The organism is Micromonospora sp. NPDC048843 (assembly GCF_040649965.1).
In the GTDB taxonomy this organism is placed as follows: Bacteria; Actinomycetota; Actinomycetes; order Mycobacteriales; family Micromonosporaceae; genus Micromonospora; species Micromonospora hortensis.
In genome coordinates this window covers 1-12,321 of the sequence record NZ_JBEZGJ010000198.1, presented here as the reverse complement: position 1 = coordinate 12,321, position 12,321 = coordinate 1, and the positions used below count along the sequence as shown (strand labels likewise).

Here is a 12,321-nt window from a genome sequence, read left to right as displayed (position 1 = left end):
TCGCACACGCCGCCGCCCGCCCTGGTTCGCGGCCAGCCCGCTGGTGTCGGTGAGCCGGTCGCCGAGCAGCCGCTCGACGTACTTGGCCAGCGGCCCGCCGGGCTGCGCATGCGGTGGCTGCTCGCGGGGTTGGTCGCGGTGCTCGTCGCGCTCGTCGTCGGGGTGTCGCTCGGCCCGGTGAGCCTGCCCCCGGGCAGCGTCGCCGCCGAGCTGCTCAACCTGTTTCCCGGGGTGCACCTCGACAGCGGGCTGACCGAGCGTGAGATCGCGATCGTCACCGAGTTGCGCCTGCCCCGGGTGGTGCTGGGCCTGCTCGTCGGCGGTCTGCTCGCCCTCGCCGGTGGTTGCTACCAGGGCGTGTTCCGCAACCCGCTGGCCGACCCGTACCTGCTCGGTGTGGCCGCCGGCGCCGGCCTCGCTGTCACCGCGGCGATCGCCCTCGGCGGCGCCGGCCGGCAGGGCACGCTCTCCGGGTTGCCGATGACCATTCCGCTGGCCGCGTTCGCCGGTTCGCTGCTCGCCGTCACGATGACCTACGTGCTCGGCGCTGCCGGTGGGCGTCGCGGGTCACCGGCGATGCTGATCCTTGCCGGGGTGGCGGTCTCCGCGTTCCTCTCCGCCGGGCAGACGTACCTCCTGCAACGACACGCCGACAGCATCCAGCCGGTCTACTCCTGGTTGCTCGGCCGGCTGGCCACCGCCGGTTGGCACGACGTGCTGCTGGTGCTGCCGTACGCCGCGCTGACCACTGTCGTGGTGCTGCTGCACCGCCGCGAGCTGGACGTCCTCGCGGTCGGCGACGACGAGGCGAGAAGTCTGGGCCTGCACCCGCAGCGCACCCGCTACCTGTTGATCGCCGCCGCCTCGCTGGGCACCGCCGCTGCGGTCTCCGCGACCGGCCTGATCGGGTTCGTCGGCATCATCGTGCCGCACACCGTCCGGCTGCTCGCCGGGTCCAGCTACCGGGTGATCCTGCCGATGTCACTGCTGTTCGGCGGCGCGTTCCTGGCGCTGACCGATGTGGTGGCCCGCACCGTCGCCGCTCCGTCCGAGCTGCCGATCGGAGTGGTGACCGCCCTGCTGGGTGGCCCGTTCTTCGTCCTCGTGCTGCGGACCGCCCGGCGAGTGCTCACGTGAGCCGCGAACCCGCCAGCCGCGAGCCCGCCGCCGGCACGCCGGCCGTCGAGGTGCGCGGGCTGCACGTCGCCCTCGGTGGCACGCCGATCCTGACCGGCGTCGACCTCACCGTCGCCGTCGGCGAGTGGGTCACAGTGATCGGCCCGAACGGCGCCGGCAAATCCACACTGTTGCGCGCCGTCGGCGGCCTGCTGCCCGCGCCGAAGGCGATCACTCTCTTCGGTACGCCGAGCGCCGCGCTGCGCCGTCGGGACCGCGCCCGGATAGTGGCCACTGTGGCACAGTCCCCGGTGGTGCCGCCCGGCATGTCGGTGCTGGACTACGTGCTGCTCGGCCGCACCCCGTACATCCCGACCCTCGGCCGGGAGTCGACAGCCGACGTCGACGCCGTGCACGAGGTGCTGGGGCGGTTGGACCTCGCCGGCTTCCACCGTCGCGAACTGGCCACCCTCTCCGGCGGTGAACGGCAGCGGGTCTTCCTCGCCCGCGCGCTCGCCCAGGGCGCGACGCTGCTGCTGCTCGACGAGCCGACCAGCGCGCTCGACATCGGCCACCAGCAGGACGTGCTCGAAGTCGTCGACCAGCTACGCCGCGAGCACGGCCTGACCGTCCTGGCCACGATGCACGACCTCTCCCTGGCCGGTGAGTACGCCGACCGGATGGTGATGCTCGCCGCCGGCCAGGTGGTGGCCGCCGGAACTCCGCCCGAGGTGCTGACCGAGGAGCTGCTCGCCACCCACTACCGGGCCAGCGTCCGGGTGGTCCCCGGTGTCCACGGCCCGTTGGTGGTCCCCGTCCGCCCCACCCGCCCCTGAGCACGCCGGCGCTGGGTCAGGGGCCCAGGTCGATGACGGAGAAGAGGGCGCCCTGGGGGTCGCGGAGGGCGGCGAAGCGGCCCGCCGGGATGTCGCGGGGCGGGACCAGGATGGTTCCGCCCAGCTCGGCGGCGCGGGCCGCGGCGGCGTCCGCGTCGGCCACCGCGAAGTACACGGTCCAGTACGCGGGCAGGTCGGCCGGGAAGTCGTTGGCCAGCGGCGGCATCATCCCGGCGACGATCTGCGTCCCGAGCCGCCACCCGGTGTAGGTCATCGCGCCCACCGCCTGGTCGTCGGGTTGCCAGCCGAACACCAGCTCGTAGAAGACCTTCGCGCCCTCGGGATCGGGGGTGACCAGCTCGTTCCAGCTCATCGCGCCCGGCGCGTTGAACACCTCGGCACCGGCCATGGCCAGTGGCTGCCACACGCTGAACGTGGCGCCGGCCGGGTCGGCGAAGACCGCCATCCAGCCCCTGTCGAAGACCTCGAACGGGGGTACGACGACCTGCCCGCCGGCCCGTTCGACACGGCCGGCGACCAGTTCGGCGTCGTCGGTGGCGAGGTACGTCGACCAGATCGGGACCTGGTCCGGTATCGCGGGCGGGCCGGCGCCGGCCACCGGCTTACCGTCGAGCAGGAAGACCGTGTAGCCGCCCGCCTCGGGCTCCGGGGTGACCTGGCCGGTCCACCCGAACAGCTCCGGGTAGAAGCGCCGCGCGTCGGTCAGGTCCGGGGTGGCCAGGTCGGCCCAGCAGGGCGTACCCGGCGGGACGGTGCTCACGTCAAGACCCCTCTCGGCCCGGGCGGCCACGGCGGCCCCCTGCCGGAATCCTGGCACCGTCCCGCCGCGGCCCGGGGCGGAAACGGACGAATCGTCAGCTGAACCGGCGACCCTCGTCTCGCCGGTACGCCCAGCCGGCGAGCGCGGCGAGCAGCACCACCCAGACACCGAGCATGATCACTGCCAGCGGCTCCACGTCGTAGTCGGCCGCCGCCGCCCACATCAGTTCGGCAGCGCCCCGGGTGGGCAGGTACGGCGCGATCGTCTCGATGAACCCGGGCGCGTCACCCGGCGCGGAGAGCAGGCCGCCGCCGAAGGCCAGCGGCAGGAAGAGCACCTGCGCCACCACTATCGCCGCCTTGCTCGGCAGCGAGTAGCCGATGGCGAGCCCCATCAGCGTGAACGGCACCGAGATGACGGCCACGGTGCCGAGGGCCAGCAGGAACGCCGCAGGGGTGACCTGGGCCGCGGTCAGCGTCGCGCCGATCACGACGACCGGGATCAGCGAGAGGTAGGTCAGCGCCAGGCCGGCCAGCACCCGGCCGGCGAACCGCGGCGCCGGCCCCGCCGGCAGGGTCCGGGTGTACGGGTTCCAGGGCTGGTCGCGGTCCTCGGCGACACCGACGCCGTACTGGAAGATGTTGGCGCTCATCACCGAGAAGGTGACCATCGACGCGGTGGCGTAGGTGGCGCCGACCGGATCGTCACCGGCGAACGGCACCACGAAGAAGATCATGGCGGCGGCCGGAAAGAAGGCGCTGCCGAAGACGGCCACCGGAATCCGGATGATCTCCAGGAGTTGGTAGCGGGCGTGGACCAGGGCGAGCTGCACGGGGGCCTCCTCAGACTGTGGTGGGTCGGCCGCCGGCAGCGGCGGTGGTGGGTCGGCCGGTGCCGGCGGGCACGTCCCCGCTGGTCGCCTCTCCGCTGGTGATGGCGAGGAACGCCTCCTCCAGCGAGGTCGGCCGTACCTCCAGGTCGGTGAACGGGGTCTTGGTCGTGACCAGCGCTCGGACCAGCTCGTCGGCGTCGGTGGTGAGCAGGTGCAGTCGACCGTCGACCCGTTCGGTGCGTACCACCCCGGGCAGGTCGGGCAGGTTGTCGGCGACCAGGCTGACCCGGCGTACGCCCACGATGCCGCGCACCGCGTCCACTGTGTCGTCGGCGAGGACCCGGCCCTGCCCGATGACCACCACCCGGTGGGCGAGCGCCTCCACCTCCTCCAGGTAGTGGCTGCTCAACAGCACGGTGCCACCGTCGTCGTGGAATGCCCGGATCGCCTCCCACAGGGTGTGCCGGGCGGCCACGTCCAGGCCCGTGGTCGGCTCGTCGAGCAGCACCAGCCGGGGCCGGCCGACGAACGCCAACGCCACCGCCAACCGGCGACGCTGCCCACCGGAGAGCCCACCGGTCTGCCGCCGTGCCAGGTCGGCGAGACCGAAGCGGTCCAGCAGCTCGGCCCGGGGCACCGGGTCGGGGTAGTGCGCGGAGACGAAGTCGACCACCTCGCCGACGCGCAGCGTGCCGGGCAGGCCGGTCTCCTGCGGGGTGACCCCGATCTGCCGCCGGCTCGCCGGGTCGCGGGGGTCGCCACCGAACAGCTCCACCCGCCCGGAGCTGGGGCGGCGCAGACCTACCAGCAGGTTCATCAGGGTGCTCTTGCCGGCGCCGTTCGGCCCGAGCAGGCCGACCAGCTCACCGGCCCGGACTTCCAGGTCGACACGATCGAGGGCGAGGACGTCGCCGTACCGGCGGCTGGCCTGGTCGGCGCGGGCGAGGGTCATGACTGCTCCTTCGACGGGGCGGGGTCGAGCAGGGCGCGTATCGCTTCGGTGTACTCCTCGAACGCCAGTCGGCCTCGCCGGCTGAGCCGGACCAGGGTCGCCGGGGTGCGTCCACGATGGGTCTTGCTGATCTCCACGTAGCCGGCGTCCTCGAGTTTGCGCAGGTGCACAGAGAGGTTGCCGGCGGTCATCGCGAGCAGCTCCTGTAGCCGGGGGAACGCGATCCTGTCGCCCTCGCTGAGGGCGGAGAGGCTGGCGACCACCCGCAGCCGGGCCTGCGCGTGGATGACCGGATCCAGCTCGGTCACGGCTGCTGTCGCTGTCGCCGCCGGGCGAGCGCGCCGGCCACCAGAATTCCGCCACTGCCCGCCACCGCCATGACCAGCGCGTGCCAGCCCGGTCCGGCGAACGCGCCGAGCAGGTTGATCACGCTGATCCAGACGCCGAGGCGGAACAGGTCCCGGTCCAGCCAGATCGCCCCGCCCGCCATCTGCAGCGCGCCGATCAGCCCGACCGAGGTGGTCGACCAGAGCAGCGCCGCCAGATCGTGCGGCAGGTGCCCGCTGATCCGGCCGAGCCCGGCGTAGACGCCCAGCGATCCCAGGCCCCAGGCGTACCCGTACCAGCGGCCACGCTGGGCGGAGTCGCCGCTCACCTGGTCGTAGGCCCGCTCCCTGGCCGTCGCCTGCACTGCGGCAGCGGCCAGCAGCAGTACGAAGAGGACGGTCAGCGGCAGCCAGCTGGGCAGTGCAACCAGAGCCCGGTCACCAGGGGTGAACCGGAGGAAGAACAGCCCGAAGCCGATCAGCCAGGCGACACCCCACGGCCAGTAGAGCAGGCGGGCGTCGGGATCGAGTCGGCGTGCCGTCGCCGACCGTTGGTCCTGGATCAGCCGGAGCGCCGCCGCCGCGTCGGTGGGTGGTGAATCATCGTCGGGGTCCACGCAAACTACTTTAAGACACAAAGTCGAGTTGAGTGACCCCGTCATCACCGATGGGACCCCCCGATCGAGGCGAGCAGTGCCTATGGTGGTCAGTCGTGACGACTGATCCGTCGCACAGGCCACAGGGGAGGGTTCGTGTCAAGCCCGAGCAATGAGTTGGAGGTCCAGCCGGAGGCTCTGACGGCGTTCGCCGCCGGTTCCAGGGATCGGGCGGCCCGTTTCCGCGAGCTGCACCGCGCCTTCGGTGACGGGCACGTGCCACGGCACGCCTTCGGGGTGATGCCGGCGTCCTTCAACCTCGCGGCGACGTACGCCGAGCAGTTCGAGGCGTGCCTGCAAGGGCTCGCTGACGGCGCCGAGATGATGGCGGACATCGCCGAGGGGCTCACTGACACCGCCGCCGCCTACACCGGCACCGACGCGGCCAACACCGACCTCTTCGTCCCCGGACGCCCGCCCGCTCCCGACGTCATCGCACCCGGCCCCTGGTCGGGTGGCACCGGCGCTCCGAACGGTTCGGTGCCGGCGTGAGCACCGAGGCGTTGCAGCGCAACAAGACCTACTTCGAGCAGATCGTCTCGGGCACGCCCGAACCCTTCAAGCCGCTCTCCAACGCGGTGCTCTGGCCGTTCGAGCAGCTGCTGGAGCTGGTCGCTGGCGAACCGGACGACCTGATGCGGGCCGCGCAGCTCTGCCTGGACACCGGCGCCGCGGTACGGGAGATCGCCGGCGACCAGATCGCCGACCGGGCCCGGTTGCGTGGCGCCTGGACGGGCGACGCCGCCGAGGGCTTCCATGCCTCGATGGAGTCGGTGGAAGCGGCGATCGAGGAACTGGCCCAGGGGCTCGACGGCACCAAGGACGTGCTGGTCGAGGCAGCGAACGCGGCGGTGGACGCGTTCAATCTGCTGGTCGAGCTGATCCTCGAGTTCCTGCTCTGGTTCCTCACCGAGGTGATCATCGCGGCGGTGGCCGCGGCGCTGAGCGCCGGCGTCTCGTTGGCCGCCACAGTGGTCCGGGTGCTGGCCCGGCTGGCCACCACAGTGGGTCGGATGGTCAAGATCGTCGCCCGGTTCGCCGAGGTGCTCACCCGCCTCGCCGCCCGGTTGGGCAAGGTCGCCGGGCAGCTCCGCAAGTACGCGGACACCGTCATGGAGCTCAAGCAGCGGAAGAAGCAGTACAAGCTGCTCAGCAAGGGCGGCTGGACGCCAGAGGGGCGCGCCTTCCAGGTCGAGAAGTTCAAGACCCTCTTTCCGGGCAAGTTCGTCATCAACCAGGTCTCGCCGGTCAACATCCCCGGGTTCGGAGGCGCTCTGCTGGACACCGGCGTGGGCCTGCACGACATCTCCGACGGGCAGAAGGACCGCAACTACCTGGTGGACGGCACGTACAGCGAGGACCTGGGCCCGTACACAGTGGGTGTGCAGAATGTCTTCGACTCCATCGTGAACTGAGAGGCAGCCATGACCTTCCCCGCTCTGGACCGAATCGAGGCGCTGGCTCGCAACCTGGACGGATGGCAGCGGCAACTCGCCGACCGGATGGCGGAGCTGGAGCAGACCAGCGCCGAGGGCGTGAGCGACTCCGGCCTGGTACGGGTCACCGCCGCGGCCGACGGCAAGATCGTTTCAACGGAGCTGAACGCGCGAGCGATGCGTCTGGATTCCTACAGCCTGGCCGAGGAGTTCACAGCGGCCGCCAACCGGGCGCAGGAGGCTGCCGCGGCCCGGGTCCGGGAGTTGGTCGGCGAGGTCATCGGCGAGCCAGGCGGCGGTCCGCGCCGGCCCACCGACCACGAGGGGCGCTGATGACGGCCGACGAGAGTCAGGCACGGTACGTCGAGGGGATCACCCGACTGCTGGCGGCCGGGGAGCAGGTGCGCGCGGTGGCCCAGGTGCGAGCGGGCGGAGGGCTGACGCCGGCGCCGCCCGCACAGCCATCGGCCCCGCCCGCCACGGGTGGGCCGGGCTTCCTGGGTGTCCTGCTCAACGTGCTGTCACCGAACATCACCTTCGGTCGGGCGGACAACGCCGTCGACTGGCTCTTCTTCGGGGTCGGAGGTCGAGGCGAGCCAGATTCCCAGGCATCAGTGCTGCACCATGCAGTGACCGCGGCGGTGAAGGGCCCCGGCCTTCGAACCCTCGTGCTGGGGGTCACCGACCAGCGGCTGCTGCTCGGCGCGACAGCACCCGACGGGCTGCTCTCCAACTCGGCGGCGGACGAACAGGCGAAGGCCGACATCGAACTGCTCGGGTCCGTCCCGCGCACGGCCGTCACCGCCCGGGTCGGCAGGTACCGGCTGAACTGGAAGCGGCTGCGGATCGACTTCGTCGACGGGTCGTGGCTGTCGTTCCACGTGCCGCTGGCCGACTCCAGCCGCCCGCTGCGGGAGGTCGCGGCAGCCCTGTCAGCCCGCTGACCCGCCGACGAGCGGGGCGGGCAGCGGCGCAACGTGCAGCACCGCCAGCCGGGACACCGCCCGGGTGAGCACCACGTACAACCGGTGCAGCCCGCGCGGCTCGGCCGCGACGATCGCGGCCGGCTCGACCACCACCACGTGGTCGTACTCCAGGCCCTTCACCAGCGTCGCCGGCACCACTGTGACCCGCTCAGCGGCCGCCACGTCGTCGGCGGTCGCGGTTTCGACACCGGCCTCGGCCAGCGCCGCGCGCAGGCCGTCGACCGCGTCGTCCGCGGCGATCACACCGACCGAGCCGTCGTGCGCGAGTGCCGCCTGCACCTCGGCCACCGTCGCCGAGGTCAGGTCGGTCACCGTACGCACATCCAGGCCGCCGTCGTGGCGCAGCGACTCGGCCGGCGGTACGTCCACCGCGAGCGCCGGGAGCAGCAGGTTCGCGAATGCCACGACTGCGGCGGGCACCCGGAAACCGACTGTCAACGGGACCACCACCGCGTCCGGCTTGCCCAGATGGGCGAGGGATTCCCTCCAGTCCGTCGCCGCCCACGGCGCGGTGCCCTGGGCGAGGTCACCGAGGAGCGTGACCGAGCCGTGCTCGCTGCGCCGCGCGATGGCCCGACACTGCATCGGGGAGAGGTCCTGCGCCTCGTCCACCACCACGTGTCCGAACCCGGAGAGCCGTTCCAGCAGCCCGGTCGCCTCGTCGATAAGCACCGCGTCGGCAGCGGTCCAACGGGTCGCCTTCGGCGTGCGGGCCGGCTTCGCCCAGCTGAGCTGCGCCTGCTCGGCGTCGCTGAGCAACCCGTCCGCCGCGGCGGCGAGCCGGTCCGGGTCGGAGAACAGGCCGTGCACCAGCCCTTCCGGGGTGAGCGCCGGCCAGACCGCGTCCAGGAAATCGAGTACGGGCCGGCAGCGGCTCATCCGGCGCAGCCAGGCATCGCTGGGCGACTCCGCACGCCGTGCCTCGGCCTGCCGTTGGAGCAGACTCACCACCCGCGCCTGGACACGTTCCCGACCCGTCCCGTACGGCAGCCCCTCCCGGCGGGTCTCCTCGACGATCCGGTGCAACGGCTCCACCCCGATGCGCCAGCGGAACGAGCCGTCCGACACGGTGATCGACTCGGTCGGGCTGCCGATCTGCCCCTGCACCGCGCGCCGCAGCACGCTCGCCATCCGTACGTCGTGTTTGAGCGCGGCCACCGCCGGCGCCTCGACCGCCCGCACCGCCACCCGGGAGATCAACTCCTCCACCGTTGCCTGCTCGACCTCGACCTCACCGAGCGCCGGCAGCACCGCCGCGATGTACGACAGGAAGGCCCGGTTCGGCCCGACGATCAGCACACCCGCCCGCCGCAACCGCTCCCGATGCAGGTAGAGCAGGTACGCGGCCCGGTGCAGACCGACAGCCGTCTTTCCCGTACCCGGCGCGCCCTGCACACAGATCGAGTCGGCCAGGTCAGCCCGAACCAGCTCGTCCTGCTCCGGCTGGATCGTGGCGACGATGTCCCGCATCGGCCCGACGCGTGGACGCTCGATCTCGGCGGTGAGGATCCGACTGGTCGTACCGAGCTCTTCGCCCCGATCCAGCCGCTCATCCTCGAAACTGGTCAGCAGACCATTGCTGAACCCGAACCGCCGCCGAACCGCCACCCCCTGCGGATCCCGCACACTGGCCCGGTAGAACGAACGGGAGACAGGTGCCCGCCAGTCCAGCACCAACGGCTCACCACGCTCATCGGTGACATGCCGCCGCCCCACGTGATACCGCCGACCGTGATGATCGCCGCTGGTGTCGGGTGCGGTCGGGTCGTTGGCGGGTCTGCTGGCTGTGGGCCTGTCCCTCGTCGTGCTGTTGTCCGTGGGCCTGCCGTCCGTGGGCCTGCCGTCCGTGGTCCTGCCGTCCGTGGTCCTGCCGTCCGTGGTCCTGCCGTCCGTGGGCCTGCCGTCCGTGGTCCTGCCGTCCGTGGTCCTGCCGTCCGTGGGCCTGCCGTCCGTGGTCCTGCCGTCCGTGGTCCTGCCGTCCGTGGTCCCGGTGTTGGTGGTGCTGTTGTTCGGGGCGCCGGCGAAGTCGAGGCGGCCGAAGAAGAGCGGGGTGGTCGGGTCGTCGGCCAGCTCGGCGACCCGGCGGGCCAGGGTGCGGCCGAGCGTCTCCGCCGCGTACGCGTCGCCGGCCACCTGGTCGCCGGTGGCGAAGAGAGACTCGGCCCGCTCCCGCATCCGACCCAACGCGGCCCGCGAGGTGGTGAGGTGTGCGCGCTCGGCGGCCAGGTCCGCGTCGAGGTCGGTGTCGAGCTGGGTGTCGAGGTCAAGTGCGGGCATGCTGACGTCCCATCGTTCACATCTGCTGCGCGCTCGCGTGTCCGGGGGCGGATGGCCGGCCGCCCGGCGCGAAGACGTCCGTTCCGGTGCAGCTCACCTCGGCCGTCAAGCGGGCTGCAACCCTACGCTCCCCAACCCGACGTATCCAGCGAATTACCGACGCGACCACCCGTCCGCGACGGCGTGTTGCCCGGTCGGGTGTCGTTCGGCGACCACGCCCCGCTCCGCGCCGAACTTCTTGAGGCCGCGACCGTCGCGACGCCGGTGATCCACTCGACTTACAGGAAGTCGCGGTGTCTGGGCCGGTGCGACAACCCGGTTTTCAGGAAGCCGAGTCGATCACCGGAAGACACGGCTGAGGCGGCAGGGACAGCAGGCTTGTCGAGGTCGAGGTCGAGGTCGAGGTCGAGGTCGAGGTCGCGATGACGGTGGCGACCGCGGTGGCGGTGGCAAGGCGCGGTGCTGAGGCGACGGTGGTGAGGCCGTGGCGGTGGTGAGGCCGTGGCGGTGGCAAGGCGCGGTGCTGAGGCGACGGTGGTGAGGCCGTGACGGTGGCAAGGCGGTGGCGGTGGCGGTGGCAAGGCGGTCGCGGCGGCAAGGCGCGGTGACGGTGGCGACTGCGGTAACGGCCGTCGCAAGATGTGGGCGCGGGCGGCGCCGGCTTGGTTGCCGGAATCAGCAGCGCAGGTGGTAGAGGTTGCGACGCGGGGTGCGCAGTGGGTCCAGCCAGCCGGGCGGGAGGAATTCAGGTCGACCGTCCGCCGCGAGACGGACCGTCCAGTCGCCGCGGTGGATGAACCGGTGATGGTAGCCACAGAGCAGTACCGCATTGCCCAGCGCCGTCACCCCGCCGTCGGCCCAATGTCGGATGTGGTGACCGTCGCACCATCTCGGCGGCCGATCACAACCAGGAAAGGCGCAACCGCCGTCCCGCAGGACCAGCGCGCGCCGCAACGGGCCGGTGAATAGCCGGCGCTGCCGGCCGACGTCCAGAACCTGACTGTTGCCGTCCAGCACGACCGGCAGCACGCCCGCATCACAGGCCAGGCGGCGGACCGCACCGGGGGTGAGGCGCGTGCCGGTCTCCAGTGTTCCGGCGCGTACGCCGTTGACCAGTTCCTCCAGCGAAACGCTCACCACCAGCTGAGGACGGTCACCGCCGTTGTCGGGCAGCTGACCGGTACGTAACGCCAGTCGGCAGATCTCGCCCAACGCGTCGACGCGGCGCTGACCAGGACTGCGGTCATCCTGCTCACCCGCTGGGGCGCAGAGCGGGTCGATCGCCTCGCGCAGCAGGCTCGCGGTTTCGGTGTCGAGGTTGCCGCTGAGGCGTACCTGGCCGTTCCGTTGCTCGGAGAGCGTGACGTGCCGGCGGGCCTCGGCTCGCTCGGTGGCCCGCTCCAGTGCCTTCAACTCAGCCTGGTCGGCCAATTCCGGGGCGACGTGCGCGAGGACGCGCTCGCCGAGCCGGCTCAGGCTTGTCGGATCGAAACGGTCGGCCCAGGTGACCAGTAGTTGGGTGGCCTTGTCCGCCACCTCGGGACCGGCCTCGACCGGGAGGGCGGCGATCGTCTCGGCCACCACCCGACCCTGCTCGACGGTGATGGCACCGCTGAGCAGCGCGTCGCGCACCGCTGGCGGGGCGGCGTCGATGACGGCGGCGAGCTGGACCAGTTGGCGCGCGCTGCGACCGGAGAGCCGGAGCCGCTCCCGAAGCCAGACGGCGGTGGACGAGGCGCCCTGGGTGACCGCCAGCCCACGACCGTCCAACTCGCGGACCAGACCGAGCTGAACGGCGGCCAACCGCTGCGCCAACACGTGAGTCGCGTCGAGAGAAGCAAGCAACTCGTCATCGGAGAGCGCCCAGAGCGCGGTCTCGGCGCAGTCGTCAACTGCCCCATCCACCTGCGCCAACGCCTCCAGCATAAAAGCAGAATAGAACTGGTGTACGACAACTTGGAGTCGCCCTGATCGATGAGCCAACTAAATTTCGTCGATCATCGTGAGCTGCCCACTTGTCCCGTCAGCTTGCGCGTCCGCCAAGCTGCGTCGCCAAGCTGCGTCGCCAGCGTTGGAGTTGCTGGAACGGCCGTCCGATGAGGTACCGCTGCTGGTCGAGCGGC

General features: G+C 71.7%; 13 protein-coding genes. 6 read left to right on the top strand and 7 right to left on the bottom strand.

Annotated features, from left to right (window positions below):
• Positions 1-108 precede the first annotated feature (108 nt).
• Positions 109-1,137 (top strand): iron ABC transporter permease, encoded by a 1,029-nt coding sequence (locus tag AB0C20_RS31195; RefSeq protein WP_357188913.1) that lies wholly within the window; start codon positions 109-111, stop codon positions 1,135-1,137.
• Positions 1,134-1,952: an ABC transporter ATP-binding protein gene (locus AB0C20_RS31190; protein ID WP_357569320.1), complete on the top strand. Its 819-nt coding sequence runs from the start codon at positions 1,134-1,136 to the stop codon at positions 1,950-1,952. Before AB0C20_RS31195 ends, AB0C20_RS31190 begins: the two co-directional genes overlap by 4 nt.
• Positions 1,953-1,968: 16 nt before the next feature.
• On the opposite strand, the gene AB0C20_RS31185 is transcribed toward AB0C20_RS31190, so the two are convergent.
• The 5 genes from AB0C20_RS31185 to AB0C20_RS31165 all read right to left on the bottom strand — a co-directional run bounded on the left by AB0C20_RS31185 (position 1,969) and on the right by AB0C20_RS31165 (position 5,460).
• Complete coding sequence (locus AB0C20_RS31185; protein ID WP_357188777.1) at positions 1,969-2,733, bottom strand: VOC family protein; 765 nt, start codon at positions 2,731-2,733, stop codon at positions 1,969-1,971.
• Between the two features lie 94 nt (positions 2,734-2,827).
• A complete protein-coding gene (locus tag AB0C20_RS31180) occupies positions 2,828-3,565 on the bottom strand; it encodes an ABC transporter permease (RefSeq protein ID WP_238679917.1) in 738 nt (245 codons plus the stop codon).
• A 10-nt stretch (positions 3,566-3,575) separates the two neighbouring features.
• Positions 3,576-4,517 carry an ABC transporter ATP-binding protein gene (locus tag AB0C20_RS31175; protein ID WP_357569319.1) on the bottom strand — a complete coding sequence of 314 codons (942 nt, stop codon included), beginning with the start codon at positions 4,515-4,517 and terminating at the stop codon, positions 3,576-3,578.
• Positions 4,514-4,825 (bottom strand): transcriptional regulator, encoded by a 312-nt coding sequence (locus AB0C20_RS31170; protein ID WP_357569318.1) that lies wholly within the window; start codon positions 4,823-4,825, stop codon positions 4,514-4,516. Before AB0C20_RS31170 ends, AB0C20_RS31175 begins: the two co-directional genes overlap by 4 nt.
• Positions 4,822-5,460 (bottom strand): transporter, encoded by a 639-nt coding sequence (locus AB0C20_RS31165; RefSeq protein ID WP_357188784.1) that lies wholly within the window; start codon positions 5,458-5,460, stop codon positions 4,822-4,824. The genes AB0C20_RS31170 and AB0C20_RS31165 overlap by 4 nt, the downstream gene beginning before the upstream one ends.
• 135 nt (positions 5,461-5,595) lie before the next feature.
• On the opposite strand from AB0C20_RS31165, the gene AB0C20_RS31160 reads away from it, so the two are divergent.
• The 4 genes from AB0C20_RS31160 to AB0C20_RS31145 are packed head-to-tail and all read left to right on the top strand — an operon-like array spanning position 5,596 to position 7,879.
• Positions 5,596-5,991: a type VII secretion target gene (locus AB0C20_RS31160; RefSeq protein ID WP_357188786.1), complete on the top strand. Its 396-nt coding sequence runs from the start codon at positions 5,596-5,598 to the stop codon at positions 5,989-5,991.
• Complete coding sequence (locus AB0C20_RS31155) at positions 5,988-6,914, top strand: WXG100 family type VII secretion target (RefSeq protein WP_238687144.1); 927 nt, start codon at positions 5,988-5,990, stop codon at positions 6,912-6,914. The genes AB0C20_RS31160 and AB0C20_RS31155 overlap by 4 nt, the downstream gene beginning before the upstream one ends.
• Before the next feature lie 9 nt (positions 6,915-6,923).
• Positions 6,924-7,268 (top strand): YbaB/EbfC family nucleoid-associated protein, encoded by a 345-nt coding sequence (locus tag AB0C20_RS31150; RefSeq protein ID WP_357188789.1) that lies wholly within the window; start codon positions 6,924-6,926, stop codon positions 7,266-7,268.
• Entirely contained in the window at positions 7,268-7,879 is a 612-nt protein-coding gene (locus tag AB0C20_RS31145; protein WP_357569317.1) for a hypothetical protein, read from the top strand. The genes AB0C20_RS31150 and AB0C20_RS31145 overlap by 1 nt, the downstream gene beginning before the upstream one ends.
• Here the strand turns inward: AB0C20_RS31145 and AB0C20_RS31140 are convergent.
• Positions 7,868-10,198, bottom strand: coding sequence for an AAA family ATPase (locus tag AB0C20_RS31140; protein WP_357569316.1), 2,331 nt, complete (start codon positions 10,196-10,198; stop codon positions 7,868-7,870). The two genes, AB0C20_RS31145 and AB0C20_RS31140, sit on opposite strands and share 12 nt — an antisense overlap.
• Positions 10,199-10,873: 675 nt before the next feature.
• Positions 10,874-12,124 carry a DUF222 domain-containing protein gene (locus AB0C20_RS31135; protein ID WP_357188796.1) on the bottom strand — a complete coding sequence of 417 codons (1,251 nt, stop codon included), beginning with the start codon at positions 12,122-12,124 and terminating at the stop codon, positions 10,874-10,876.
• Between the last annotated feature and the right edge of the window lie 197 nt (positions 12,125-12,321).

Bases quoted from the DNA above. Each gene is read 5' to 3' on its own strand.
- AB0C20_RS31135 (WP_357188796.1), bottom strand. From the start codon at position 12,124: ATGCTGGAGGCGTTGGCGCAGGTGGATGGGGCAGTTGACGACTGCGCC.
- AB0C20_RS31145 (WP_357569317.1), top strand. From the start codon at position 7,268: ATGACGGCCGACGAGAGTCAGGCACGGTACGTCGAGGGGATCACCCGA.
- AB0C20_RS31175 (WP_357569319.1), bottom strand. From the start codon at position 4,517: ATGACCCTCGCCCGCGCCGACCAGGCCAGCCGCCGGTACGGCGACGTC.
- AB0C20_RS31195 (WP_357188913.1), top strand. From the start codon at position 109: ATGCGGTGGCTGCTCGCGGGGTTGGTCGCGGTGCTCGTCGCGCTCGTC.
- AB0C20_RS31140 (WP_357569316.1), bottom strand. From the start codon at position 10,198: ATGCCCGCACTTGACCTCGACACCCAGCTCGACACCGACCTCGACGCG.
- AB0C20_RS31150 (WP_357188789.1), top strand. From the start codon at position 6,924: ATGACCTTCCCCGCTCTGGACCGAATCGAGGCGCTGGCTCGCAACCTG.